The organism is Natrinema sp. CBA1119 (assembly GCF_002572525.1).
In the GTDB taxonomy this organism is placed as follows: domain Archaea; phylum Halobacteriota; class Halobacteria; order Halobacteriales; family Natrialbaceae; genus Natrinema.
On sequence record NZ_PDBS01000001.1, the window covers coordinates 928,785 to 953,411 of the forward strand.

At 64.9% G+C, this 24,627-nt stretch carries 33 protein-coding genes and 1 tRNA gene; 21 read left to right on the top strand and 13 right to left on the bottom strand.

Annotated features, from left to right (window positions below; genetic code table 11):
* The first annotated feature begins 47 nt into the window (after nt 1–47).
* The 3 genes from CP556_RS04505 (at nt 48) to CP556_RS04515 (ending at nt 2,236) form a co-directional block, all read left to right on the top strand.
* On the top strand, nt 48–935 hold the full coding sequence (locus CP556_RS04505) for an ATP-dependent ribose-1-phosphate kinase (RefSeq protein WP_098724537.1): 888 nt from the start codon (nt 48–50) through the stop codon (nt 933–935).
* 139 nt (nt 936–1,074) lie between these two features.
* Nucleotides 1,075–1,377 carry a HalOD1 output domain-containing protein gene (locus tag CP556_RS04510; protein ID WP_098724538.1) on the top strand — a complete coding sequence of 101 codons (303 nt, stop codon included), beginning with the start codon at nt 1,075–1,077 and terminating at the stop codon, nt 1,375–1,377.
* A 130-nt stretch (nt 1,378–1,507) separates the two neighbouring features.
* Nucleotides 1,508–2,236, top strand: a complete 729-nt coding sequence (locus tag CP556_RS04515; RefSeq protein ID WP_098724539.1) for a guanosine phosphorylase — start codon at nt 1,508–1,510, stop codon at nt 2,234–2,236.
* Nucleotides 2,237–2,256: 20 nt separating this feature from the next.
* Here the strand turns inward: CP556_RS04515 and CP556_RS04520 are convergent, their stop codons facing one another.
* Complete coding sequence (locus CP556_RS04520; RefSeq protein ID WP_098724540.1) at nt 2,257–3,084, bottom strand: HNH endonuclease; 828 nt, start codon at nt 3,082–3,084, stop codon at nt 2,257–2,259.
* Nucleotides 3,085–3,198: 114 nt separating this feature from the next.
* On the opposite strand from CP556_RS04520, the gene CP556_RS04525 reads away from it, so the two are divergent.
* Nucleotides 3,199–3,936, top strand: coding sequence for an amphi-Trp domain-containing protein (locus CP556_RS04525; protein WP_098724541.1), 738 nt, complete (start codon nt 3,199–3,201; stop codon nt 3,934–3,936).
* A gap of 97 nt (nt 3,937–4,033) precedes the next feature.
* On the opposite strand, the gene CP556_RS04530 is transcribed toward CP556_RS04525, so the two are convergent.
* Nucleotides 4,034–4,780, bottom strand: a complete 747-nt coding sequence (locus CP556_RS04530; protein WP_098724542.1) for a DUF547 domain-containing protein — start codon at nt 4,778–4,780, stop codon at nt 4,034–4,036.
* A 111-nt stretch (nt 4,781–4,891) separates the two neighbouring features.
* Between CP556_RS04530 and CP556_RS04535 the strand changes: the two genes are divergently transcribed.
* Nucleotides 4,892–5,917: an AI-2E family transporter gene (locus tag CP556_RS04535; protein ID WP_098724543.1), complete on the top strand. Its 1,026-nt coding sequence runs from the start codon at nt 4,892–4,894 to the stop codon at nt 5,915–5,917.
* A gap of 65 nt (nt 5,918–5,982) precedes the next feature.
* Here the strand turns inward: CP556_RS04535 and CP556_RS04540 are convergent, their stop codons facing one another.
* Nucleotides 5,983–6,510 carry a winged helix-turn-helix transcriptional regulator gene (locus tag CP556_RS04540; protein ID WP_098724544.1) on the bottom strand — a complete coding sequence of 176 codons (528 nt, stop codon included), beginning with the start codon at nt 6,508–6,510 and terminating at the stop codon, nt 5,983–5,985.
* Nucleotides 6,511–6,756: 246 nt separating this feature from the next.
* Between CP556_RS04540 and CP556_RS04545 the strand changes: the two genes are divergently transcribed.
* The 3 genes from CP556_RS04545 (at nt 6,757) to CP556_RS04555 (ending at nt 8,928) form a co-directional block, all read left to right on the top strand.
* Complete coding sequence (locus CP556_RS04545; RefSeq protein ID WP_176548254.1) at nt 6,757–7,104, top strand: DUF7471 family protein; 348 nt, start codon at nt 6,757–6,759, stop codon at nt 7,102–7,104.
* A 78-nt stretch (nt 7,105–7,182) separates the two neighbouring features.
* Nucleotides 7,183–8,436 carry a tRNA (N(6)-L-threonylcarbamoyladenosine(37)-C(2))-methylthiotransferase gene (locus tag CP556_RS04550; RefSeq protein ID WP_098724545.1) on the top strand — a complete coding sequence of 418 codons (1,254 nt, stop codon included), beginning with the start codon at nt 7,183–7,185 and terminating at the stop codon, nt 8,434–8,436.
* A gap of 126 nt (nt 8,437–8,562) precedes the next feature.
* Entirely contained in the window at nt 8,563–8,928 is a 366-nt protein-coding gene (locus CP556_RS04555) for a winged helix-turn-helix domain-containing protein (protein WP_098724546.1), read from the top strand.
* Nucleotides 8,929–8,955: 27 nt separating this feature from the next.
* Here the strand turns inward: CP556_RS04555 and CP556_RS04560 are convergent, their stop codons facing one another.
* Nucleotides 8,956–9,435, bottom strand: coding sequence for a redoxin domain-containing protein (locus CP556_RS04560; RefSeq protein WP_098724547.1), 480 nt, complete (start codon nt 9,433–9,435; stop codon nt 8,956–8,958).
* A gap of 113 nt (nt 9,436–9,548) precedes the next feature.
* Between CP556_RS04560 and CP556_RS04565 the strand changes: the two genes are divergently transcribed.
* On the top strand, nt 9,549–9,785 hold the full coding sequence (locus tag CP556_RS04565) for a glutathione S-transferase N-terminal domain-containing protein (protein WP_098724548.1): 237 nt from the start codon (nt 9,549–9,551) through the stop codon (nt 9,783–9,785).
* Between the two features lie 151 nt (nt 9,786–9,936).
* Here the strand turns inward: CP556_RS04565 and CP556_RS04570 are convergent, their stop codons facing one another.
* Nucleotides 9,937–10,476 (bottom strand): HIT family protein, encoded by a 540-nt coding sequence (locus CP556_RS04570; RefSeq protein ID WP_098724549.1) that lies wholly within the window; start codon nt 10,474–10,476, stop codon nt 9,937–9,939.
* Between the two features lie 254 nt (nt 10,477–10,730).
* Here CP556_RS04570 and CP556_RS04575 point away from each other — a divergent pair, with 254 nt between their 5' ends.
* Nucleotides 10,731–10,931 carry a DUF7835 family putative zinc beta-ribbon protein gene (locus CP556_RS04575; RefSeq protein ID WP_098724550.1) on the top strand — a complete coding sequence of 67 codons (201 nt, stop codon included), beginning with the start codon at nt 10,731–10,733 and terminating at the stop codon, nt 10,929–10,931.
* Nucleotides 10,932–11,085: 154 nt separating this feature from the next.
* Here the strand turns inward: CP556_RS04575 and map are convergent, their stop codons facing one another.
* Both map and CP556_RS25805 read right to left on the bottom strand, forming a co-directional pair.
* On the bottom strand, nt 11,086–11,985 hold the full coding sequence (gene map / locus CP556_RS04580) for a type II methionyl aminopeptidase (RefSeq protein ID WP_098724551.1): 900 nt from the start codon (nt 11,983–11,985) through the stop codon (nt 11,086–11,088).
* Between the two features lie 59 nt (nt 11,986–12,044).
* Nucleotides 12,045–12,194 (bottom strand): hypothetical protein, encoded by a 150-nt coding sequence (locus CP556_RS25805; protein WP_176548121.1) that lies wholly within the window; start codon nt 12,192–12,194, stop codon nt 12,045–12,047.
* 587 nt (nt 12,195–12,781) lie between these two features.
* On the opposite strand from CP556_RS25805, the gene icd reads away from it, so the two are divergent.
* The 3 genes from icd to CP556_RS04595 all read left to right on the top strand — a co-directional run bounded on the left by icd (nt 12,782) and on the right by CP556_RS04595 (nt 15,377).
* Nucleotides 12,782–14,053: an isocitrate dehydrogenase (NADP(+)) gene (icd, locus tag CP556_RS04585; protein WP_098724552.1), complete on the top strand. Its 1,272-nt coding sequence runs from the start codon at nt 12,782–12,784 to the stop codon at nt 14,051–14,053.
* A gap of 338 nt (nt 14,054–14,391) precedes the next feature.
* Complete coding sequence (locus tag CP556_RS04590) at nt 14,392–14,703, top strand: hypothetical protein (protein ID WP_098724553.1); 312 nt, start codon at nt 14,392–14,394, stop codon at nt 14,701–14,703.
* A 236-nt stretch (nt 14,704–14,939) separates the two neighbouring features.
* Nucleotides 14,940–15,377: a GNAT family N-acetyltransferase gene (locus CP556_RS04595; RefSeq protein WP_098724554.1), complete on the top strand. Its 438-nt coding sequence runs from the start codon at nt 14,940–14,942 to the stop codon at nt 15,375–15,377.
* A gap of 40 nt (nt 15,378–15,417) precedes the next feature.
* Here the strand turns inward: CP556_RS04595 and CP556_RS04600 are convergent, their stop codons facing one another.
* A complete protein-coding gene (locus CP556_RS04600; RefSeq protein ID WP_098724555.1) occupies nt 15,418–16,038 on the bottom strand; it encodes a DUF7509 family protein in 621 nt (206 codons plus the stop codon).
* Between the two features lie 95 nt (nt 16,039–16,133).
* Between CP556_RS04600 and CP556_RS04605 the strand changes: the two genes are divergently transcribed.
* Together CP556_RS04605 and CP556_RS25810 are read left to right on the top strand one after the other, a co-directional pair.
* Nucleotides 16,134–16,520 carry a winged helix-turn-helix domain-containing protein gene (locus CP556_RS04605; protein WP_098724556.1) on the top strand — a complete coding sequence of 129 codons (387 nt, stop codon included), beginning with the start codon at nt 16,134–16,136 and terminating at the stop codon, nt 16,518–16,520.
* A 96-nt stretch (nt 16,521–16,616) separates the two neighbouring features.
* Nucleotides 16,617–16,775 (top strand): hypothetical protein, encoded by a 159-nt coding sequence (locus CP556_RS25810; RefSeq protein ID WP_176548122.1) that lies wholly within the window; start codon nt 16,617–16,619, stop codon nt 16,773–16,775.
* Nucleotides 16,776–16,816: 41 nt separating this feature from the next.
* Here the strand turns inward: CP556_RS25810 and CP556_RS04610 are convergent, their stop codons facing one another.
* On the bottom strand, nt 16,817–18,184 hold the full coding sequence (locus CP556_RS04610; protein WP_098727285.1) for an NRAMP family divalent metal transporter: 1,368 nt from the start codon (nt 18,182–18,184) through the stop codon (nt 16,817–16,819).
* A gap of 86 nt (nt 18,185–18,270) precedes the next feature.
* Nucleotides 18,271–18,612: a cupin domain-containing protein gene (locus CP556_RS04615; RefSeq protein ID WP_098724557.1), complete on the bottom strand. Its 342-nt coding sequence runs from the start codon at nt 18,610–18,612 to the stop codon at nt 18,271–18,273.
* 107 nt (nt 18,613–18,719) lie between these two features.
* Between CP556_RS04615 and CP556_RS04620 the strand changes: the two genes are divergently transcribed.
* Both CP556_RS04620 and CP556_RS04625 read left to right on the top strand, forming a co-directional pair.
* Nucleotides 18,720–19,244 (top strand): DUF5817 domain-containing protein, encoded by a 525-nt coding sequence (locus CP556_RS04620; protein WP_098724558.1) that lies wholly within the window; start codon nt 18,720–18,722, stop codon nt 19,242–19,244.
* A gap of 79 nt (nt 19,245–19,323) precedes the next feature.
* Nucleotides 19,324–19,701, top strand: a complete 378-nt coding sequence (locus CP556_RS04625) for a hypothetical protein (RefSeq protein ID WP_098724559.1) — start codon at nt 19,324–19,326, stop codon at nt 19,699–19,701.
* Between the two features lie 115 nt (nt 19,702–19,816).
* On the opposite strand, the gene hmgA is transcribed toward CP556_RS04625, so the two are convergent.
* Together hmgA and CP556_RS04635 are read right to left on the bottom strand one after the other, a co-directional pair.
* A complete protein-coding gene (gene hmgA / locus CP556_RS04630; protein ID WP_098724560.1) occupies nt 19,817–21,094 on the bottom strand; it encodes a hydroxymethylglutaryl-CoA reductase (NADPH) in 1,278 nt (425 codons plus the stop codon).
* A gap of 55 nt (nt 21,095–21,149) precedes the next feature.
* Nucleotides 21,150–21,542, bottom strand: a complete 393-nt coding sequence (locus tag CP556_RS04635; RefSeq protein ID WP_098724561.1) for a hypothetical protein — start codon at nt 21,540–21,542, stop codon at nt 21,150–21,152.
* Nucleotides 21,543–21,694: 152 nt separating this feature from the next.
* On the opposite strand from CP556_RS04635, the gene CP556_RS04640 reads away from it, so the two are divergent.
* Both CP556_RS04640 and CP556_RS04645 read left to right on the top strand, forming a co-directional pair.
* Complete coding sequence (locus CP556_RS04640; protein WP_098724562.1) at nt 21,695–22,678, top strand: LLM class flavin-dependent oxidoreductase; 984 nt, start codon at nt 21,695–21,697, stop codon at nt 22,676–22,678.
* Nucleotides 22,679–22,841: 163 nt separating this feature from the next.
* Nucleotides 22,842–23,297 (top strand): DUF2267 domain-containing protein, encoded by a 456-nt coding sequence (locus CP556_RS04645; protein WP_098724563.1) that lies wholly within the window; start codon nt 22,842–22,844, stop codon nt 23,295–23,297.
* 9 nt (nt 23,298–23,306) lie between these two features.
* Here CP556_RS04645 and CP556_RS04650 read toward each other — a convergent pair whose 3' ends face one another.
* Complete coding sequence (locus tag CP556_RS04650) at nt 23,307–23,762, bottom strand: DUF5814 domain-containing protein (protein WP_098724564.1); 456 nt, start codon at nt 23,760–23,762, stop codon at nt 23,307–23,309.
* A gap of 180 nt (nt 23,763–23,942) precedes the next feature.
* On the opposite strand from CP556_RS04650, the gene CP556_RS04655 reads away from it, so the two are divergent.
* Nucleotides 23,943–24,014, top strand: a tRNA-His gene (locus CP556_RS04655).
* Between the two features lie 229 nt (nt 24,015–24,243).
* Nucleotides 24,244–24,597, top strand: coding sequence for a hypothetical protein (locus CP556_RS04660; protein WP_098724565.1), 354 nt, complete (start codon nt 24,244–24,246; stop codon nt 24,595–24,597).
* Nucleotides 24,598–24,627: the final 30 nt, after the last annotated feature.

Genomic DNA, 24,627 nt, shown 5'->3' on the forward strand with positions numbered 1-24,627 from the left:
GCTCACCTAGGTTTTTGCCGGCGGACACCGTCTTCTCGCTCCATCGAATGGATCCGATACCGGTGCTCACGGCCGGCCACGTCAACTGGGACGTGACCCTTCGCGTCGACAGGCTTCCCCAACCCGACGGCGAGGCCTCGATCCGCTCGCAACGCCAGTCCGGCGGCGGCAGCGCCGCCAACGTCGCCGCCGCGCTCACAGGACTCGACGTCGACACCGGGTTGATCGGGAGCGTCGGCGACGACGACAACGGCCTGCTCGCCCGCCGCGAACTCGAGGCCGCGGGCATCTCGCTCGCGGGCGTCCGGGTGGTCGAGGGGGCCGAAACGGCCGTCAAGTATCTCCTCGTCGACGATGCGGGCGAGGTCGCGATCCTCGGCAACGACGGCGTCAACGAAGCGGTCACACCGGACGATCTCGAGCCGGATCGAATTCGGGCGGCCGAACACGTCCACCTCACGGGACAACGGCCCGACACCGCCGCCGCGATCGCTCGGATCGCCAGCGAGGCCGGCAGTTCGGTCAGTTTCGATCCCGGCCGCCGACTCGCCGACCGGGAGTACGGCGAGGCCCTGGCGCTGGCCGACGTCGTCTTCGTGACCGATCGGGAGGCCACAGCGCTGCTCGAGACCGATTCGGTAGACGTCGCCGGCGACGGTCGAATCGTCGTCGTCACCTGCGGGGCCGACGGGGCGGAAGCGTACACGCCGAGCGGTTCCGTCGTTCACCCCGGGTTCGACGTCGACCCCGTCGACACCGCCGGTTCCGGCGACGCCTTCGCCGCGGGGTTTCTCGCAACGTGGCTCGAGGGTGTTGACATTGACCGCGCGCTCGCGTACGGGAACGCCTGCGGGGCGCTGACCGCGAGTCGCGACGGTGCGCGGAGCGCGCCGACGGCCGAGGCGGTCGAAGACGTTCTGGCGCGACACTCCTGAACCCGTTCTCCGCCCGTCAGCCCGATCGCCGAAAATCACTGTAGTCGATGGGTTCTCACCGGGTGTTGTCTGACGGTAGTTATATGGGCGGAGACGTTGCCTCCTCGAGTAGACAGTCACGATACCGTGACTGAGAGACATGACGGAAGGAAGGGTTAACGAGTCTAACGGATGCAGCCTCGACCGGCGCATCCAGTACGAGCGAGACGCCAACGAATCGCCGAGTATTGCCGCTGCGACAGCACTGGCCCAGTATTACGGTGACGACGTCACCGCGACCAGTACGCAGCTGTACGACTATATCGATCCGGACGCACTGGACAGTCTCTTCGCCGAGACGAACCGCGGTGGCGCGCGTGCGAGGGGAACCGTCGAGTTCGAGATCGACGACGCGGTGGTCACTGTCAGGCCCGAGCGCGTCGACGTTCGCCCGGCCGACTGAGCGACGAGCGATCGAGAGCTGGCGGACGGACGCGGGGAAACTGGGTGGCGTCGAGGATCGCCGTGACGAGTCGACCGCTCCTCGGCCCTTCCTCGAACCTTTTTTCTCACCGCCGCCGGTATCCGACGGTATGACGACGCAGCCACACTTGCTGGTCGACGAGGGAGACCTGACGGACATCGCACTTATCCCGGGCGATCCCGGGCGGGTCGATCGCATCGCCGACCACTGCGACGAGTCGGAGACGATCGCCCAGAACCGCGAGTACAAGGTCGTCAACGCCACCTACGGGGGGCGCGAGCTCACGATCTGCTCGACGGGGATCGGCTGTCCCTCCGCCGCGATCGCCATCGAAGAGCTGGCGAACGTCGGCGTCGAGACGTTCATCCGCGTCGGGACGACCGGCGCGCTCCAGTCGGGGATCGAGATCGGCGACATGATCGTCGCGACCGGCGCGGCGAAAAACGAGGGGACGAGCAAGCGCTACGAGGCCGTCGAGTACCCCGCAGTGCCAGACTACGACGCGCTCTCGGCGCTGGTCAACTCGGCTGAAGCAAATGACGAAGACGTCCACGTCGGTCCCATCGCCTCCGACGACGCCTACTACGCCGAGACCGACGACGCCGTCGACGACTGGGAGGCCGCCGGCCTGCTCTCCGTCGAGATGGAAGCCGCTGCCGTCTTCTCGCTGGCCCGCCGCAAGGGACTCGCCGCCGGTGCGATCTGTACCGTCGACGGGAACCTCGTCGAGGGCACGCAGAAAGGAACCGACACCGAGGACGACGAACTGCCGGACAAGGCCAAGAACAACGTCGGGCGCGCGATCGATATCGCGCTCGAGGCCGCGACGAACCTTTGAGTTCCGCTCCCTCTCCAGCCTTACTGCGCAGTGAGTTGCTCCGCGAGTGCCATCGTCCGATCGGTGAGCGTCTCGGTCGTCTCGGATGCCCCCTGCAGCGTCTCGTTGATCGTGGCGAAGAGCCGGTCGAACGCGAGCGTCCCGTCCTCGTCCCGCCAGTCGTCCGTCTCGCGGACGGTGAGTCCGCAGGTCGCACACGTCACGTCCGCGCTCGCTCGAACCCCATCCGCTCGAACCCCGTCGAAACAGCCCTGACACCGCTCGAGGCCCGCCGCGACCGTCTCCCCCAGTGCGACGACCTCGCGGAGCTTCGACTGCAGGTCCCTCGCCGTCTCGGCGAAGGCCTCGAGGGATGACCGAACCTCGGGGCCGACGGTCGGTTCGAGGGCGGCGAGGCGATCGAGGCGGGCATCGACGATCGCGAGCGCGAGCAGCACGTCGCGTCGCGTGCGGCAGTACTCCGAGACGGCGTCGTCGATGCCGGTGTCGGTCTCCTCATCCAGCGCGGACTCGAGGGTCGCGGGTAGCGACGTCGCCAGCGACGCGAAGGCGGCGACGTCCGAGATGGTCGCGCCCTGGAGGCCGGTTGTCTCACGGACGAGTTCGAACAGTTCGGCGCTCTCGACGCCGTCCGTCGAGGGGGCGGACTCGAGCGTCCCGAAGCAGTCCTCACAGACGGTAACGAGCGCGCTCTCGTGGACCTCGCCCTCGAGCGGCACGTCGCCGATGGGGTAAGGCCGGAGCGTCGTCGATTCGTCGTCGCCGCCGACCGCGTCGCAGTGGCGACACGTGTACGCGTCGCGCTCGAACACGGCATCCCGGTCGGCGTGCCAGTCGCGTGCAGTCACGGGCGAGCGAAGACAGCGCGGTGACAAAAGCGCTCCGACGGGAGACGCGACCGGCGGCCGGCTCGATGCGGTGGTAGCGCGAAACACTAACTCGCAGGCCCTCGTAACATCGGTATGGCCGACGAACCGGACGACGCGGACCGACCGGACGAATCGGAAACGGGCGAGGCAGCGACATTCGAACTCGAGCGGGCGTACGACCGCGCGGACCTCGCCGCCGTCTTCCGCGAGTTCGCGACCGCCTTCGAGTCGGGGCGATCGCTCCGGCTGGACGGCGACGAGCGGAGCGTCGATATCGCGGTTCCACAGCGCGTCGTTGCCGCGTTCGAGACCGAACGCGAGTCCAACGTGGAGCCGCCGGTCGCCGAACTGGAACTCGAGATCGAGTGGGACGACCCCGACGACTCGAGCCTTCGGATTACCGACCGCGACGCCCGCGATACCGCCGCGGATCGCGATCGATCGGCGGCTGCGGACGCCGATCCGGGGACGGCGGTGATGCCCCTCGAGGGAGTCGCCGCCCGGGGCGGGGCCGGGTCGGCAGATGGCGATGCCGAGGGAACAACGGCGACGGCGGAGGCGGACGTGACGGCAGAGACGGACGTACCGACCGAGGAAGCGGGAGATGACGAGGGGACGAGGGACGACGAGCAGACGGGCGGTTCCGAGCGGACCAGCCGCTTCGAGGTCTACGAGGACAGGGCGGGCCAGTGGCGCTGGCGGCTCGTCCACTGGAACGGCAACATCGTCGCCGATAGCGGCGAAGGCTACTCCTCCCGGTCCAACGCCGAACGGGCGGCCCGAAGCGTCATGCGCAGCGCTCCGTCCGCCACGATCCAGCGCCGCGACTGAGACGGTCCGTTGGACCGAGTTGCCGGAGCAATCGCAGGACGGTTCGCTTCGCGGTTGCGCCGGAACTGACTGACAGCAGTCCGTTTGAGACGCGCGACTACCGCTGGATATCGTCGCTATCGCCGTCCATGTCGACGTCGAGGTCCGCCGACCAGTCGATGCGCTCGTACTCGAGCGACGGGGTCGCATCGGGCGGGACGGCGTTGTATTCTCGGAGGAACGAGACGATACCGCTCGTGCCCCCGAAATCACCGCGATACCGCCGGAAGAGCCGCGGGACCGTCGCAGTACCGCCCTCGGAATCGTAGGTGACGTTCTCCTCGAGGAACCACTCGATGGCGATATCGAGTTCCTCGTCGACGTCTCGTGGCGAGTAGATTGCGATCGGGGGACAGTGATCGTCGCCGTGGCTCAGCGCGAAGTGGATCCGCGGATCGCACTCCGCAAGGCGGAACTGGCGCTCGAATGCCGTGGGAAACGGCCGCGGGACGTAGCCGAGGCCCCACGGCAGCTTCGAACTCCGGAGCAGCCCGTGTTCGATGTCGTTGAGACTCAGCCAGACCCCGCTGACGGGGACCTGATCGCGCGCGAAGAACTTCCACTGATCGAGCAGCCCGCCCTCGAACAGGTCGTCGTCCGCCTCTTCCTCCAGCAGGAGTTGGGCGTACGCGTTGTAACAGTTGAGCCAGAAGGCCAGTTTGCCCTCACGATTGGACAGCGCTCGGTCCAGTTGTGACCGCTCGAGTGTCGCGAGGCGCTCCCGAAACGGATCGGCGTCGCCCTCCGTTTTGACCGCATAGAGGAGATCGGCCGAGAGCGAGAGGGGATCGAGCTGAGTCGGCATTCGTGCGGGGGTTCACCAACCAGGCCCTTGAAGCCGTGTGACGGCTCTATGCGACAGTCCTGACTGAAGACACGTTCAAGCCGTGGTTTTATTTCGATAACGGCCGAAATAATGACCGTGAATCTCAGCAAGGGATTTCTCCTGGTCATCGTCGGGCTCTTCGCGTACCTCTCGCTGTTGCTCGCGCTCCCGTTCCTCCAGTACATCCTCGGGGCCATTCTCGTCGCCTACATCCTCTATCCGGTTCAGGGACACCTCGAGCGGCGGGTCTCGCCGCCGGTCGCCGCCTTCGCGCTCGTCCTGCTGGCGGTCGCAGTCGTCATCGTCCCGCTCGTCATCATCGTCGTGGTCGTCGCCAGCGACGCCCGGCGGCTCATCGAAGCCACCGACGCCGACTCGTTCCAGACGGCCGAACTCGAGCGACTCATCGAGGAGCAAACGGGTGTGAGCGTCGATATCACGTCCACGCTGGCCGACTCCGCGCAGGGAATCGGCGGGATGGCCCTCGAGCAGTCGACCGCGTGGTTCAGTGCGCTGACGCACACCCTCGTCGGGCTCGGACTCGCGATTTTCCTGCTTTACTACCTGCTCAAGGACGGGGGCAACCTACTCGCCTGGATCCGAGAGTTGACGCCGCTCCCGGACGAGGCCCAAGACGACTTCTACCGGGAGCTGGACGCGGTGATGTGGGCCGTCCTCGCGGGCCACGTCCTGATCGCGATCATTCAGGGGTCCATCGCCGGGCTGGGGCTGTTCGCGACCGGCGTGCCAAACGCCGTGTTCTGGACGGTCGTCATGATCATCCTCTCGTTGATCCCGCTGGTCGGGTCGTTCCTGGTGTGGGGGCCGGCCGTGCTCTTCCTCTTCCTGACGGGCGAGCCGTTGCTCGCCGTGGCGCTTTTCGCCTACAGCACGGTCGTCGTCGGCCTCTCAGACGACTACCTCCGTCCGCTCCTCGTCGACCGCTACGCCGATCTCAATCCCGCCGTCATCATCCTCGGCGTCCTCGGTGGCGTCTACGCCTTCGGCATCATGGGCCTGTTCTACGGTCCCGTCGTCCTCGGCGCGCTGATGGCGACACTGGACGTGATGAGGGACCACTACAACTCACTCGAGGGCGCCCACGGAATGCAGTGACTGTCGAAACGACAGCTCACAACCGTTGAAACGGCATCCAACTGCAGTGACGGACGGAACGGCGGCTACTGCGTCTCGTCGATTCCCGCGAGTAACTCGTCGACGAGCCGCGTGAAGCGATCGACGAGTCGGTCCGGTACTGTCGGCGTCACCGTCGTCAACAGCCGGCCGGTCGCGTCGGGATCTGCGAGCGTGAGGACGACGCGATTTCGCTCGTCATATCGCTTGTCGACGATTTCGTGCTCGACCAGCCGGTCGAGATGGTACTCGAGCGTGCTGCGGGCGACGCCGAGTGCATCGGCGACGTCGGTAGGCGCGGCGGGTTCGCGTTCGATCAGGTGGATGATGATCTCGCGGGCGGTTTCGCGGCGGAACAGCGCCAGCGCGGTCCGCTCCCACGCGTCGTACGTCGGCGGGTAGTAGTGCGTCCGGCCGTACCACTCCTCGCGAACGAGTCGGTCGTCCTCGAGCAGTCGACGGACGTGGTACTGGACCTGCCCCGGCGCGAACGCCAACTCCCTGACGAGTTCGTTGAAGTGAACGCCGGCGTTGGCGCGGACGTGGGCGTGAATCTCCTGCCGTGTCTCTGTCATCTGTGGCTGTGACTCCCCTTCTGGCGGGTCGTGTCGTCGCCTAGCGCGACGGGCTATATAATAAGTCTCGCGCGTTCCCACTCCGCGAGAACTGATCGCCCGCGGCCTCGAGAGTGCAACGGTAGTCGAGAACGGGTCCGGCGAGGGTCGAGAACGGGTCCGACGGCTCGAGCGAGTAGCGGCTACTGGATCGGGAGGTACCGAAGCGAATAGGTGGGTGTCCGCCCGAGTACGGGTATCGACCGCATGGTGCTCGCAATGTCGTTCGCCGACGAGTGGCTCGATCCACAGCTCGCGCCCGTCCTGGTCGCCGTCATCGTCCTCGCGGTGATCGGTACGACGGCGCTGTTCGTCGTCGGACTCGTCGCCTATTCTCGGCGCCGGACGACCCGATACTCCCTGATCACCGTCGTGCTCGGCGTGCTGGTCGTTCGGTCGGTGACCGGACTGGGAACCGTCCTCGGACTCGTCCCCATGACGGTCCACCACCTCGTCGAACACGGCTTCGATTTCCTGATAGCCGTGCTGGTCCTCTACGCGGTCTATCGAAGCGGCCCGACGAACGGGACCAGTTCTCGAGCGCCCGACGAGTGACGCCGGTTCGCCGTCGCTGCGAGCGGCCGGGATCCGTCGGGCTTTTGGCGTCCCGCACCCGACGGTGTGACGAGACGAATGGCCCGGTATCACATCGAAACGTACGGGTGTACGTCAAACCGCGGGGAGAGTCGCGAGATCGAGCGACGGCTCCGCGACGCAGGCCATTACCAGGTCGACGGTCCGGGCGAAGCCGATGTCGCCATCCTCAACACCTGCACCGTCGTCGAAAAGACCGAGCGCAATATGCTCCGGCGGGCCGAAGAACTGGCCGACGAGACGGCCGACCTCTTCATCACGGGCTGTATGGCCCTCGCACAGGGCGAAGAGTTCGCACAGGCCGGCGTCGACGGCCAAGTCCTCCACTGGGACGAGGTACCCGAAGCCGTCACCAACGGCGAGTGTCCGACGACAACCCCCGATGCGGAACCCATCCTCGACGGCGTCGTCGGTATCCTCCCCATCGCGCGCGGGTGCATGTCCGACTGCTCGTACTGCATCACGAAGCAGGCGACGGGCAAGATCGACTCCCCCTCGGTCGAGGAAAACGTCGAGAAAGCCCGCGCGCTGATCCACGCCGGCGCAAAGGAGATCAGAATTACGGGCCAGGACACCGGCGTCTACGGCTGGGACGAGGGCGAGCGAAAGCTCCACCGGCTGCTCGAGAAGATCTGCGAGATCGAGGGCGACTTCCGCGTCCGCGTGGGGATGGCCAATCCGAAGGGCGTTCATGGCATCCGCAAGGAGTTGGCCGACGTCTTCGCCGCGAACGAGGAGCTGTACGATTTCCTCCACGCGCCCGTTCAGTCCGGGAGCGACGACGTGCTGGGAGACATGCGACGCCAGCATCAGGTCGAAGAGTATCTGGAGGTCGTCGAGACTTTCGACGAAACCCTCGACTACTGGACGCTGTCGACGGACTTCATCGTCGGCTTCCCGACCGAGACCGACCACGACCACGCGCAGTCGATGGCCCTCCTGCGTGAGACGCGACCGGAGAAGATCAACGTCACCCGCTTCTCGAAGCGGCCGGGAACCGACGCCGCCGAGCTGAAGGGACTCGGCGGGACGCTCAAGAAGGAGCGCTCGAAGGAGATGAGTGCGGTCAAGCGCGACATCGTCGCCGATGCCTACGCCGACATGGTCGGCGAGACGCGCGAAGACGTTCTCGTCGTCGAGCAGGGCACCGCCGACTCCGTGAAGTGTCGCGACTCGGCCTACCGGCAGCTCATCGTGCAGCACGCGAGCGACTACGGGCTCGAACCCGGCGATTTCGTCGACCTCGAGGTAACGGCACACGAGACGATGTACGCCTTTGGGACGCCGATCTAGGCGTCGGACCGTCCGCTTCCGGCCGGGCGGGTTCGACTCGCTCTCGAGTATCTTCAAACGCACGGCTGAAACCAGTTTTCGGGAATCAACGGCGACTCTACTCCCGTTCGGGTTGAATTGTGGGGTATGAGCAACACAGTCGAGGAGCCAACGCTGTGTCCGCGCGCCGAACGGGACGGAGAACTCGGATGTAATCCGACCCGGATCATCGAGTTACTCTCCGAAGATGACGCTCGAGCGGTGTACCTGGCCGTCGAGGAGCCGACGACGGTGTCCGAGATCGCCGACGCGCTCGAACTCCCCCAATCGACGGCCTACCGGAAGGTCGAAAACCTCCACAAGGCGGGGCTGATCCGGCAGCTCAACGAGCGATCGAAGGGCGGGCTACCCGCCCATTACGTCCAGGCGATCGACCACGTGTCGGTAACGTACGACGATCCGCTGCGGATCGAGTGCGCCCAACACGGGAAGACCCTCTACTGTGAGCCCTGACCGCTGCGATGTGTGGCAGTCGGACACTCAGAGGTTCGTGACCGCGGTCTCGATCTCTTCGCGGGGGAGCGGCGAGATCCAGTCGTCCGCAACAAAGGCGTACTGTACCTCGCGCTCCGGATCGAGGACGAACGCAGAGCGCCACGGGGTCGAGACGTTCGCCATGTGATCGCGGTCGGCGAGCAAATCGAGCGAGTCGCCGATTTCACCGTTTACGTCGGCGAAAAAGCGAAAGTCCGGCTCGTCCAGCCAGCGGAGAAACTCGTTTTGGGCGTAGGGGCCGTCGCGGCTCACGCCGAGGACCGACACGTCGTCGAATTCGCCCCAGCCGGCGCGAACGAACTGTTTCCACCAGTTCTGTGCGATGGCGCTGAACGCGAAGCCGGTCGAGACCAAGACGCCGCCACGATCGCCGAGCGCGTCGGCAAGCGTCGTCGAGCGGAACGTTTCGCCGTCGCAGAGAAGCGCCTCGAAGTCCGGAACGGTCTCGCCCTCGGTCGGTGGCATACCCGAGTACTCTCGCGTGGGGAGAAAAAACTCCGCTCCGAGAACGACCCGAGCGGGGGAGAGTCACCGCTGTTCGGCGTACCCTTATCAGTGATCGCGTACAATTGGTACCCATGCTCACGCTCTACCAGTTGGAAGGCTGCCCGTACTGCGAACTGGTCGCCGACCGCCTCGAGGAACTCGAGATCGACTACGACAGCGTCTGGGTCGAGGGACTGCACTCGAAGCGCGATGAGGTCAAGCGCATCTCGGGCCAGCGCCAGGTCCCCGTCGTCGTCGACGAGGAGTATGGCGTGACGATGGCCGAATCGGAGCGGATTCTCGACTACCTCGAGACGACTCACGCCTGAGACGGACTCCTGTCAGTCGGTTCCGAGTCCAAGCCCGCTCCGTCCTTCGGACACGCGTCCGGCGTTCGATGGGAACTCGCACAAGGATTGGGACGGCGGTCGCACCGGCGGCCGGGATCGGGCGACGCGACGGTACTAACGGCGACAACGACTACTCGAAGACGACGGCGCTGTCCTCGCCGGCAACGGTCGCCCCGTCCTGGGCGGCGAACGCGTCGTGGACGTGCTCGTAGGTAGCCTCGAGCGCTTCGACGATCACCGTGGTATCGCTCAGGACCGGCATGAAGTTGGTGTCGCCCTGCCACCGCGGAACGACGTGGGTGTGCAGGTGGTCGTCGATCGAGCCGCCAGCTCCGTCGCCGAGGTTCAAGCCGGCGTTGAACCCGTCCGGCTCGAGTGCGGCCTCGAGTGCGTCGAACGTTCGCTGTTTCAGGCGAGCGTGATCGAGCAGGACATCGTCGTCGAGAGCGGTGTAGTCGCCGGTGTGGACGTGTGGGATGACCATCAGGTGTCCCGGATTGTACGGATAGTTGTTCAGCATGACGAACGCGTGCTCGCTTCGCGCGACGAGCAGGTTCTCCCGATCGGATTCCCACTCGGGCAGTTCACAGAACACGCAGTCCTCGATATCGGGGTTTTTGTCTTCGCGTCTGATCCACTCGATCCGCCACGGTGCGAACACCTGTTCCATATTCGATGCCACTCGAGGCGCGCCTAAAGCGTTTCAGTCCGCGCTCTCGCGTCGATCGCATCGGGAGAGACCCCCGTTGCTGTATATTACAATAGGGCATAATACCGCTATAACCAGGTGAGAAACGATTCTAAACGATATCGGGACGTCTGAGTCGTTCATTCCAAGAGGTTAATCCCGTCTTGCGATTTTTACGACTCAGACTTCAAAATGAAGGATGGGTTTAAGACGGGGCTACGACAAGTAATCTGATAATGGCAACGACTAACGACTCCTTCAACGGGATGACCGAGCACTGCGACGCCTGTGAGCTAGAAACCCTCCACGAAGTGTCCGTCCAAATCAGGACCGAGAGCCTCAAGAAAGAGAACGCCCAGTTCTCCCGCGAACCCTACCGCGTCCGCGAATGCCAGCGGTGCGGGAATCGCTCGAGTCAACGGATGAACAACGCCTGAGACGGCGTACTGTCACCGACGACACCCGTCGTATCTCGAGCAGACGATCCGATCTCGTTACCCGGTCTCCTGCGTTCTCTATTCATCCGACGCGGCGTTTTCGGTCGGTTTCCAGATTACCGATCTGAATTTCCGATGCCGTGGTAAAGCGGAATTACTCTGCCGTCGTGACTTCGCAGCCGTCTTCGGTGACGATGATCGTGTGCTCCTTCTGGCTGACGAGGTACCCGTCGTCTTCCTTGAGAACGGGATAGCCGTGGACGATGTCGTTGCGTTTGAGTCGGCGCAGCGCCATCTCCGCGCGATCCGTCTCGAGCCACCGCGTCGCGAACGGCAGCGTTCGGAACTCCTCCGTAATCTGTTCGAGCGCATCGCGCGCCTGCCGGTTTCGGACGGTCCCCTCGCGCTCGAGCGAGAAGATTTCCTCGCTTCCGCCTTCGCTGACCTTGCCGCCGCCGTCGGTCGCGAACGGCTCGATCGCGACGACATCGCCGACCTCGAGCGTCGTTCCCTGCGAGACGGCGCGGTTCGGAATGTTCGGGCTGGTGTGTTGTTCCCAGTGGCCGAGTCCGTGACCGGTCAGGTTGACGACGGGGTTGTAGCCGTAGCCGTCGATCACGTTTTCGATCTCCGCCCCGATCTCGCCGGTATCGACGCCGGGCTCGACGATGTCGAGGGCGGCCTCGAGGGCCTGCTCGGAGGCCTCGGCCAGTTCGGGGTTGCCCGAGAGGTCGACGGTGATCGCGGTGTCGGCCAACCAGCCGTCGATATGAACGCCGATATCGAGGTTGATCATCTCCTCGCCGAAGGTCGTCTCGTCGCCGATCGACGGCGTCGCGTGGGCCGCCTCCTCGTCGACGGAGATGTTGACGGGGAACGCGGGTTTCCCGCCGAGTTCACGAATTCGATCTTCGGCCCACTCGGCGACCGCGAGGTGGCTCGCGCCGACCTCGACGCGGTCGGCAGCCTCCTCGCGCACCTGTGCGAGTATCTCGCCAGCTTCGCGATGTTTCTCGTACTGCTCGGACTCGAGGTCCACCTCGGATTCGGCCATGCACCGGGGTTGTACCGGTCGACAAAAAGAGGTTCCGTCTCTCCGTCGCCCGACGGCGTTCACTGACTCGTCCGCTCGCGGAAGCGGTGGTGCCCGCGGTCGATATCGACCCACTGGCAATCGGAACAGGTGACGACGCCCTGGACGTTCGACAGTGTCGCGGTACAGCTTGGACACCGGCGCGCAGCGTACTGTGGCGGTCGGAGCATACGTCGACCCACGAGTACGTCAATAATAAATCCACCTCACGACGATCGTCGAAATACGGCGCGAGCTGCATCGGCCGGACTCGGACTGTGGGCGAACGTCTCCCTGTCTCAACCGTTTGCGGAAGAAATCACGCGTATCGCCAGTGGGGACCGTGAAACGGTCGCCACGGATTATGCCCGCGCGGGTCTCGAGTCTATCTGGCGTGAGAGACGCCACGAACCGAGCGGGTCGTCACTGGCACGCCGCGACCGGCTCGGAACCCGTGATCGCCGCCGTGGGATCGACGGCACGAACGAGTTCCCTGGCGGGTGGATCCACCGGTCTCGCGGCGGCAATCACAGGCAGTTTCCGAGGACCGTCCCACGACGGACGCACGCACTGGAAAGTGTTGGTTTTACGCCGAACGTCCCCTTCATTTGATTGTTTTTGGATAGTACGCGACAGCGAATTTTAACAGCTGTAGCCGTTTCCCGCCGCTCTGTTACCAGTATCGGGGTGGGAAGACGAACGGGCATCGTTCAATTTTTGCCGGCCCGCGATGGAAATGGTAGACCTTTTACCCCCGTCGGAGAACCGTGTAGACGAAATGAGCTACGACAAGATCGAGGTCCCCGACGAGGGGGAGCAGATTACGCTGAAGGAGGGTACCGAGGACGAAATCGAGGTGCCCGACAATCCGATTATCCCGATTATCCACGGCGACGGCATCGGGAAAGACGTCGGGCCCGCCGCACAGAAGGTCCTTGAAGCCGCCGCGGAGGCGACCGGTCGCGAGATCAGCTGGATGCGCGTCTACGCCGGCGAGTCCGCCCGGGAGAAGTACGACGAGAACCTCCCCGACGAAACCGTCGAGGCGATCAGGGAACACCGCGTCGCGATCAAAGGCCCGCTGACGACTCCCGTCGGCGCCGGTTTCCGCTCGCTGAACGTCGCCCTTCGACAGACGCTCGACCTCTACGCGAACGTCCGCCCGACTTACTACCTCGACGGCGTCCCGTCACCGATGAAGGCGCCCGAGAAGATGGACATGGTCACCTTCCGGGAGAACACCGAGGACGTCTACGCCGGCATCGAGTGGAAGGCCGGCACCGACGAGTCCGAAAAGGTCCGCGACTTCGTCGAAGACGAGATGGACTTCGACGGCATCATGCACGAGGGAGACATCGGCCTCGGTCTGAAGCCGATCTCCGAGAAGGGGAGCAAACGCCTCGTCCGCGAGGCCATCGACTACGCCATCGAGAACGACCGCGACAAGGTCACGCTCGTCCACAAGGGCAACATCATGAAGTTCACCGAGGGGCAGTTCGGTGACTGGGGGATGGAGGTCGCCGACGAGGAGTACCCCGACGAGGAGGTCTTCGCTGCGCCCGATTCCCTGTGGGAGACTCAGGACGAGGTCGACATCCCCGAGGACGCCGTCATGGTCGAGGAGCGCCTCGCCGACGCGATGCTCCAGTGGATGCAGCTGCGCACCGACGAGTTCGACATCCTCGCGATGCCCAACCTCAACGGCGACTACCTCTCCGACTCCGCCGGCGCCCAGATCGGCGGTCTCGGTATCGCACCCGGCGGTAACTTCGGCACGGGTCGCATGCTCGCGGAACCGGTCCACGGCTCCGCGCCCAAGCGCGCCGGCCAGGACATGGCAAACCCGACCGCGATGATTCTCTCCGGCCGTCTCATGTTCGACTACCTCGGTTGGGACGACGCTTCGGACCTGATCCGCGACGCCGTCGAGGAGACCATCTCCTCGGGCAAGGTCACCTACGACCTCGAGCGCCAGCTCGAGGACGCCGAGAAACTCGCCACCAGCGAGTACACCGACGAGATCGTCGACACCATCGAGCAGCTCTCGTAGAGCGGTTTTCCGGGCGCACAGAACCCACAGGTTCTGGCGCTCTCACGAACACTTTGGAGCGCAGTTCTCGCACTCTCGCGGTTCTCCGGTCGCAGATATGGCCAGCACTGTTTTATTCACGTGAGAGTATCCGCCGGCCGACGACGGATGGACGGTCGATTCGGAGTCCACAACCGTCGCGGTTTCCGCGCATCTCGAATGAGAATGGTACGCAATCCCGCTTCGAGGGACCGACGCGGAATAACTTGCGTTTTTACCCGTATATTGACATTTATATAAAAGTCTAATGGAATAAATAATCAGCGAATCTTTTCTATATTGGGTTCAATCAGGTGTGCATGCCACCATCACCATCCCCCCACGACACGGTTCCGGACTTCATCGTCGAACGGTTTGCCGACCACTCGATCCAGGAACTGCGAGAGATCGCCAGTTACGCCGAAACGCTCGACCAATCGGAGAACGTTCCCGACTATATCGTCCGAGCGTTTGCGATTCAGGACGACGAAATCCGGACAGTCGTCGCCATCTACGCGGACGAACTCGCGGATTCCCTCGAGGCGAGCGAACGGGCGGTCGACAAGGACCAATCGGACGGCAGCGACGACGACACGAGACCCGGCAGAACGGGAGGGATGTTTTTCGGCTGAGTCGGGCAATCACCGGCTGATCGCTCGAGAGCGCGAGCGCCATCCCCGGAGAGGTGAAACGGCAACAGCCGTCCGCAAGTGGGCTCCGTCGGCGCGATCGGGGACTGAGAACGCACTGGCCAGTTCGTCGCGTGGCGCTTAGCGATGTCGACGGCCCCGGCGAAGAATCCGACCGGGAACGGATCCGGCTCGACGGAGCGTAATAGTTTCACTGTCGGAGCGGCTACGCCCGCCTCATGGAGGATCTCGACGTGCGCGTCGTCGATACCGATCACGAGCGCGAGGACGCCTTCGCGGTCCGTCGCGAGGTGTTCGTCGCGGAACAGGGCGTCGATGAAGAACTGGAGTACGACGAGCACGACGAGACGGCCACTCACGTCGTCGCCTACGACGGCGACGAACCGATCGGTGCGGCGCGACTGCGCGAGTACGAGGCGGACATCGGCAAGGTCGAACGCGTCGCCGTCCTCGAGTCGCGACGGGAGGAAGGCGTCGGCCGTGCGCTGATGCAGGTCCTCGAGCAGCGGGCCGACGCGCTCGGCTTCACGGTACTGAAACTCCACTCGCAGACGCGAGCCGCCGACTTCTATCGCAACCTGGGCTACGAACGACGCGGGGACGAGTTCGAGGAAGCCGGAATCCCCCACGTCGAGATGCGAAAGTCGCTAGTGTGATCGGCCGTCGAATACGTCAGAAACGGCACTCTCGAGAACGTCACTCGAGTCGGGACAGTTCGCCGGTCCGCTCCTTGCGGACGAGATCGCGAACGAACAGTCGGAGTTGCCGACACAGCTCTTCGCGGTCGTCGTACGAGTAGATCCGCGCATCCCAGCGATCGCGGACCGCGGCGATCATCGCGCTTCGGACGCCAGACTCGTGGGCGAATACGACTCGTTCGGGGCGGTGGGCCGCCGTTTCCTCGTCGAACAGCGCCTCGAGCACCGACCCTACTTCGATACCGACGCCGAGGTTGTCGCCGACGGCGGGGACGACGTAGACCACGGCGTTGCTCGCTCGAGCGAACGCGATACTCTGGGAGGCGGCGTCCAACTCCGAGAGCGGGATATCGACGTCGATCGCGAGAAAGGCGTTGACGCCGGCGGTCGTCCGGAGCCGATCGCGGACGTCCAACAGCAGATCCAGCGCAGCCTCGTCACGCTCGAGGTCGCGATCTGACCCGACGAGCGTCCCGAAATCCATCGACTCGGGGACCGATTCGGGGGCAGCGTCCGCGAGTGCTCGTTCGACATCGAACGCCTCGTACGGCCCCATCAGATACACCAGGAATCGGGAGCGAGGGAGTTCTCCCAACTCGTCGACGATGCGGTCGCGCATACCTCTCATGCTCGCGGCGAGTATATAAATGTAGATATTTTCAGCATTCGCTGACTCAAGGAACGCTTATACAACTGCGGAATCGAGTATCCGATATGGCCGAATCCGAGCGTGAGACACGACAACGCGGGGACGAGTTGCTACCCGAGCGGAGTATTCTCTCGCTCGAGGAGTACCTCGCCATGCAGCGTTCGATCGGCAACGAGACGCGGTTTCGCGTCCTGAACGCGCTCGTCGAGGTCGGCTCCCAGAGCGCCAGCGAGTTACGCGATCGCCTCGAGGTCGAGTCGAACGTGCTTCACTACCATCTCGACGAACTCGTCGACGTCGGTCTCGTGGAGAATAGAAAACGCAAGGAGCCCGACAGCGACGGGCTCTATTCATACTACCGGGCGACCTCGCTCGGCGAAGGAATTCTCGATCACGGCGTCCGCGAACTGATGCGACGGGAGTGGGATACGCTCGAGGAGTATAGCGCGTGACTGCCATCCGTGGTCGACTGAACTGATCACCGTCGAAATCGGTGTCTTTCGAGCGTCTGACTGACATTCAAGGGCCAGCGTGTGGCCATCGGTGCTATGGAACAGGTCATTCATCGCCCCCTGAACGCGGTCGCGTCGACGGTACCGATGGTACAGAAAGCGGGTCGTCTCCTCTTCCCGCTTGCAATCGCGCTCGCCGTTACCGGCAGCGGACTGCTCGTCTTCTTCGCTCTAGTTTCTGCCCTCTTGCTGTAACGGCTCGCGTCTATCGGTTTCGCCGGTCGACCGTTCCCGTTTCAATTCCTATCGGTCCGATCTCGGACGAATCTCCCGACCAGTCCGACGAGTACCAGCACCATCGCCGCGGCGAACGCGACGACGAACGCCGACGCCGGTTCGGTGACCGTCTCGAGTTCCGCGAGGACGAACTCGCCGGCGAGGACGACTGCGACGACGAACAGCGCGAGGCCGCCGAGGTTCGCCGGCAGCGAGTTCGTTTCGGGGACGACCGCGGGATCGTTCAGCAAGTAGAGGATCACCGCGATGGCGAAGGGCGTGCCGACGAGTCCGAACGCCAGCGTGAGGACGAGCAACTGGAAGAACGCTCCCTCGAGGAACGCGCCGACGGCCGAAGCGAGCGCGACGGCGACGATGGCGGCCCGGTATCGGCCGTCAGTGACGGACTGCTCCCAGCCGAGTTTGTCGGCAAGGAGGTACGGCGGGACGATCGTGTTGCCGCCGAGGGTCGAGACCGCCGCACCGAGGAGGCCGGCGAGGAACAGCCACGTGGCGTACTCGCCGGCGATCGGACCGAGCGTCTGGGCGGCTCCCACCCCATCGATCGTCGCCGGATCGACGCCGGCCGAGGGGAGGACGCTCGCCGCGACGAGAAAGACGCCGAGGCTGAAGATCCCGAAGGCGACGAGCATCGAACTGACGACGTCGAACGTCGCGATGTCAGCGTCGCGGGCGGTCCAGCCGCGGGCGCGCATCGTGTAGCTCTGCATCGTCAGCAGCGTGATGTGGACCGCGCCGCCGAGGATCCCCGCGGCGACGATCGCCCCGTCGATGCCGGCCGGAATCGCGGGTTTCAGGCCGTTCGCTGCCGCGACCGGATCGATCGGGACAACGAACGCGCTCGCGACGAACGCGACGACGACGATCGAGACGAGGAGCTTGGCTCCGACCTCCGCGAGCCGATAACCACCGCCCGCGAGCCCCAGTGCGAGGATTACCGCCCAGAGCACGCCCCAGAATCGCGGATCGGTCAGCGCGGCGGTACCGACTCCCGCGCTGTCGGCGATCGTCGCGCTCACGCCCGCCAGCGTCTTCATGATGACGAGCTGGGCGAGCCCCGCGGCTAGCACGACATCGACCACGAGCACCCAGGCCCACGACGAGCCGAGGTGGCGCTCGACGACTTCCACGATCCCCGCTTCGGTGAGCAACCCCAGCCGCATCGCGAGGTACTGACCGACGGTACCCAAAACGGCCGATAGAACGACGACCCATAGCAGCGCGTACCCGAAGCTCGCACCCGCAACGAGCAGACTGGCCATCGTCGCCGGTCCCGCCGCGATCGCGCCGGCAAGCCACGTCGGCCCCAGTCGATCGAGAAACGCCCTCCTTCGATCCAGTCCGCTCGAGTGCTGCTCGGTTGTCATCGGGCTCACTTGCGAACTGGACTACATAACTCCGTGGTATTCTCCGATGGTTGTGGCCAAATTCTCTCACTCTCTCCCCCGTGAGATTACTCCGTCTGCCAGTTCGGGTTCTCCCGCGGCGGGCTGAAGATGTCGACGCCGCGGACCGTCTCGTTGCCGCGGTTCTCGGCCGCGTGGGGTTGCTCGCCCGGAATCGCGTAGGAGTCACCGGGGCCGCAGACGATCTCCTCACCAGCAACGACGAAGGTCAACTCACCCTCGTACAGAAAGCCGGTCTGCTCGTGGGGGTGGCTGTGCTCCTCGACCACCGCACCGGGCTCGATCTCGAAGTGCTGGACGTTCATCGATTCCGTACCCGCCATCAGCGTCAGGTGGACCCCGTCGGCGGCTTCCGACGGCTCGAGGTCGGTCAGGGAAACGCGTTCCATACGCCACGAGAGGGGACGAACCGCCTAATAGTTCCGCCGGTGGGTCGTTCGTTCACTTCCGCTCCGGTTGCCGAAGGTTGAACTGCCGGGGCGGCCCACTGCCGGACATGTACGCCGTCGTCGGCTGTAGCGAGTGTTCGAACCTCTGGATTATCGAGGGGCGCTCCGACACGACCCAGTGTCCCCGCTGTGGCTCGCGGAAGGGCTACGAAAAGCGCAAGAAGTTCGTCGAGACCGACGACGCCGCCCACGCCCGCGACGTCCGGGCCTCGATGCTCGCGAACCGGCAGGGGGAGGGCGAGGCCTTCGCGAAACTCGACTCCTTCGCCGACCTCGAGGACGACGTGGCGGACGGCGTCGTCGACGACGAGGAGTACCTCGAGGGATCAGGACTGGATGTGGCGGAAGTCGAGGCGGCCGGCGACCGCGATCCGCGCGGGTCCACCCGCAGCGGCAGCAAGCAGGAGATCGTCAAGGGGGCGCTCGAGGAGCTCGACCGGCCGACCGAGGCCGAGATCATCGCGTACGCGGGTGAGCGCGGCGTTTCGGCCGAGTACGTTCGAGAGGCGCTCGAGAAACTCGCGAGACGCGGAATCGTCAGCGAGAGCCGCGGTCAGTATCGCCTACTGTAGACACTCAGCGGCCGTTTGCCCGTCGTACACGCCGCAACCGTACCGCCACGGCTTTCCCCGTCCGGCGACGCAAGTCGGTATGGCAGCGACGACCGGTCTCCAGGGGCGCATCATCGGGACAGGACTCCTGACTGCGATCGGGCTATTCGTCTACGGTACGGTCGTCAACGAAACGATCGTCGGGGTCGACGCAACGGTTGCGACGACGTGGGTCTTCGCGGCGACGTTCGCCGTTCTCGCCGTCGCCCACGCGAGCGTCGGACGATACGATCTCACCCTCGGGCACGGGGGTGCCGCCGTCGGCTGGCTGCTCGTTCTGCTCGGGACGACGGGGATACAGATCGTCCTTGGACTGGTGTTACTCGGTCTATCCGGGTGCTACATCGCGATCAGGACGTTTCGAGACGGTCCGGACGAGGGCGACACCGAGACGGGTGCGACGCAGGATTCGGTATAGTCGACGGCGAATGAGTGACTTCAGTACTCGAGCCCCGGCCGACTCCGTATTGGCTCGAGCGCTCTCGTTGACCCGTCCCCGCTCGAGCGCTCCGTTGATCCATCTCTCTCGAGCGCTATCGACCCAGGTCCTCGTGCGCGCTCGCGAGGTGCCGCGAGGCGAGCGCCGCCAGCAGTGAGAGTTCGCCGGCGAGCGCGGCGGCGGCGATGATCTCGGCGAGCGCGTCGGCGTTCGACCCCGCCGGATCGCCGCCACCCCGGAGGCCGAGGATGTCGAGCGCTTCGGCCTGGGTGGGTAGTTTCGTTCCCCCACCGACGGTCCCGACCTCGAGGGAGGCCAGCGAGACGCTGGCGTAGAGATCCGTGGTGCCATCCTCGCGCTCGCGGGCGTCCATCGTGGTGATCGTGTTCGCGGCTTCGACGACCTGGGCCTCGTCCTGGCCGGTCGCGAGGAAGGCCGCGCCGACCACGTTGGCGGCGTGGGCGTTGAACCCCAGGCTGCCCGCTTTGGCGCTGCCGATCAGGTTCTTGCGGGTGTTTGCCTCGACGATGGCGTCCGCGGTCGTGTGGAGCCGCTCCTCGACGATTTCGCCGGGAACGACGACATCGGCGGTCACGGAGCGGCCCCGGCCTTCGACGGCGTTGATGGCGGCGGGTTTCTTGTCCGAGCAGAGGTTTCCCGAGAGCGCGACGAGCGAGGCGGGCGTCTCGCTCTCGACGACTTCGCAGGCCTCGCCGGTGGCGATCGTGGCCATGTTCATTCCCATCGCGTCCTTGGTGTCGTAGGCAAAGCGCAGGAAGACCGAGTCGCCGACGACGTAGGGCTCGATGTCGAGCAGTTCACCGTGGCTCGTCGTGGACTCGGCAGCCTCCCGGAGCACCTCGAAATTGGCCTCAACCCACTCGACGGTCTCGGCGGCCTCGGCGACGCCGGTCACGCGAAAGACCGGCGCTCGAGTCATGCCGTTTTTCGTGACGCGCGCGTCGGCCCCGCCGGCGGAGCGGATCACGCCCAGCCCGCGGTTGACCGACGCCAGCAGCGCGCCCTCGGTCGTCGCGAGCGGCAGGTAGTGTTCGCCGTCGGCCGCGCCGCCGTCGTTCGCAGAACTCCCCGAGTTCTGCGAGCTCGGTGAGGTTTCCTCACCGTTGACGACGACGGGACCCACGACGCCCATCGGCACCTGCGCCGCGCCGATCATGTTCTCGATGTTTGGGTCCGCCTGCTCGGCGGGGAACGCGTAATTCCCGATCGCCTCGAGTTCGGTTCCCGTCTCGCGTTCGATGAGCAATCGGCGCGCGTGAGCCGCGGTGTCGTAGTCAGCGTGGTCCTCGAGTTCGTGAATGCGAAGGTCGCCGTCGCGCACTCGCTCGGCGAGGTCCTCGGGATCGGTCATGGGTGGGTCGAGACGGTCGGACGCCCTAACAGTTGCTGATTCCCGCGGTCGCGGCTCACCGATCGCGCAGATCGAACGTGACCTCGTCGCTGACGGCGCGATACCCCTCGAGGGCCTCGTGACAGAGCACCGCGAGGATCGACCCGGTGCCGATCGATGCGATCAACAGATAGCGCGCCCCCGACGCGTCGTCGGCGAACGCGACCGCGAACACGGCCGTCGCGACGGCGGCGAAGCGAAGTCTGCTCCGCGAACGGGGGCCGGTTTCCGTGACCGCGAGATACAGTTGTGGGAGCGCGACGCCGATGCCGGCAAACACCAGGAATGCGAACAGCGGTCGATCGCGGAGCGCGACGCCGGTCTGTTGCTCCACAACGATCGAGCCCGCAACGGCGACGACGAACACCAGGAGTGAGCCGAAGACGACACGCCCTTCCCGATCGATCATAGGAATCGATCACCGGCCGGACAGGTCAACCTTGCGCTCGATTGCAGTTTCGGCGTCCGTCCCGTTCGATTCACTTCCTCTCCTCGAATTTCGACCGGTCCCGTATCGCGATGGGGAATCGATTTTTGCTGCTGGGAGTTCATCGGACAGGCATGAACGTTGGACTCATGGTAACGGCATTCGGCGACGACGACCTCGCTGACGTCGCCGTTCGTGCCGAGAACAGCGGCTACGACGCCGTCTGGGTCGGCGAACTCTGGGGGGACAGCGGCGTCGTGCAGGCGACCGAGATGGCCTGTCGCACCGACGAGATTCGGATTGGCACCGCGATCTTGAACGTCTACTCCCGATCGCCCGCCGTCCTCGCGATGACCGCGGCCTCGCTCGAGGAGGCCTCGGACGGCCGCTTCACGCTCGGCCTCGGGACGAGCACGGCCACGGCGATCGAGGGCCTCCACGGAACGGCGTTCGATCGACCGGTCCGGCGCGCCCACGAGACGATCGAACTGATCCGCGAGTTTACCGCGGGGACCGGCGAGCCAGTCGACTACGAGGGGGAACTGCTCGAGGCGGCGGATTTCCCGTCGATCGAGGCGTCGGTGCCGATCTATCACGCCGGCCTCGGTTCGGCGAATCGCCGCGTCGTCGGCCGGCTCGCCGACGGCTGGATCCCGCATAACATCCCCTTTTCGCGGCTCGACGAGGCCTTCGAGGAGGTCGCGGACGCCGCCCGGGAACGCGACCGCGAGCCCGACGAAATCACGATCGCGCCGTACGTCCCGTCGGCGGCCAGCGACGATCCGAGCGAGGCTCGGGACACCCTCAGCCGACACATCGCCTACTACGTCGGGAGCGGCGAGGGCTACCGCCGGGCGGTCGCGACGAAATTCTCCGAGGAGGCAGACCGAATCGCCGACGCCTGGCGCGGCGGCGACAAACGGGCCGCCGCGAACGCGGTGACGGACGAGATGATCGCCGATCTCGGGGTTGCCGGGACGCCCGACGAGGCGCGCGACCAACTCCGGACGCTCGTCGCTGAGACGGGAATCGACCATCCGATGGTCGTCGTTCCCGCACCGGCCTCGAACGAGATGGCCGAAACGACGATCGACGCGCTCGCACCCGAGCGGCCGTAGTCCGTTGCTCGGTAGGGTCCGGTACGCAGCGGGATCATCGCTGGTAGTCTCCTCTCCCGCACGACCGACGCCGTGTGCCCGAACCGCGGCCGACGCTTGCGAATCCGCGGCTAGCGCTTTTGCTTCGAACAGTCCACAGCCTCGAGCAGACGGGGCAACTACAATGAGTACGAGCTATACCGATTTCGTCGGGGAGGTACAGCACAGGATCGAAGCCGGTCGGCAGGCCGAAGCCGTCCGAACCGTCCGTGCAGTCCTCGAGACGCTCGGCGAGCGCGTCGACGAGGGCGGCGCGACGGATATCGCAAGTCCGCTACCGATGGAGATCGATCGACACCTCCTGGCCGCCGATCACGGACAGGGATACGATTACGACGAGTTCGTCGACCGGGTGCTCGAGCGGCTGAACTACGACGATCTGGCTCTCGACGCGTCCTACGGGCGGCCGTCGACCGTCGATCGGGCCGAGGCGGTCTACCGGATCAAAGCGGTCGTCGAACTGCTGAGCGAGCGGGTTCCCGGCGGCGAACTGGCCCACGTCGAGGAGCAGTTCCCCGACGAGTTCTCCGACATGTTCGAGTTCGTCGACGTCGAGACGAAACCCTGGGAGGAAGCCTGAGGACAGCGATTATCTCGCGAGATCCCGCTTCGCCCGTCGGATCTCGTCGTGGGCCTCGTCCGCGCCGTCGACGCGGGCGAGTCCCTCGGCGGCCTCGAGGGTCCGGACGGCGTTGTCGAGAAACGAGAGCACGTCGCCGGAGTAGGCATAAACCATATAGTCGTCGGTCATCACGTCGACGATCGCGTCCGGTCCCAGCCCCTGAGCGCGCAACTCGAGGAGGTACTGGAGGAACTTCCGCTCGGGACAGCCACAGTAAGGGTTGTTGTCACAGCCACAATCGAGGAAGTCCTGCGTGAAATCGAGGACGCGATCGCGGGTCGCGTCGTCGAGTTTCTCGAGGCCCTCGCCCTGAAAGAGCATGTCGAGCGTCGTCCCCTTGAACGCTCCTTTGGGGATGTTCGTCTCGAGCTGGGAGCTGAGCTGGCGGTGGTTCTTGACGTAGATCTTGTCGGTGATGGCCACGCGTTGACCGTTCTTGGAGATGCGGGTCGAAAAACGTCTCGGTCGCGAACCGACTCGAGTGTTACGAGCTATCAGGGACCACTCACGCCGGACGAAATCGCACGGTATGGAGTTCCACACTCCATCGCAGAGTCGTAACGTATTTTAGTCCAACCGGCTGTAGGTTGAGATGCAAGCGTGTCCGGGTTGGGGTAGTGGTTATCCTTCAGCCTTGTGGAGGCTGAGACGCGGGTTCGATTCTCGCACCCGGACCTTCTGTGGCGTCATCGCGAACGGAGTGAGCGATGGCTCGGAGCAGTCTCGCTGCTCTGGTGAACAAACTCGTGAGCCGCGGCAGTCGACAGCAAATCGAACCCAGACCGCCTGCGGTCGCATCGTGACCGGCCGCAGTTCGATCACCCCCGGCAACGCGCCGCCCAGAAGAAGCCGGCCCCGGTCCCGAAGCGGGACTTTTTGTTGGACGACTCCGACAGTGAACCACATGAGCCACGGACTGGAGCCAACGGAGGAGTACGACGGCTCCATCGCCGTCCACCTGCTGGACGACCAGTCGGGACGGGAGGAGATCCGCTGTGTGTCGTACCAGGCGGCAATCGACGTCGTCAAGGCCAATCACCGCTCGGTCACGGTCGCGAAGATCGTCGACCGGGACGGCGATGTCGTCTTCACCTCCGCTGAGATGGCGATCGACGACTGGGAGACCGAGTGGGAGCGCGCGAAACGCCGTCTCTCCGTCGACATCGAGGAGTACGATTGCCCCCACGACAACATCGCCTGTTTCGCCGACGATCTCTGCATCGACTGCCAGATCGACAGGGTCAAAGAACAGTACTGAACGCGAGGTCGCCACCGGCTCGAGAATCGG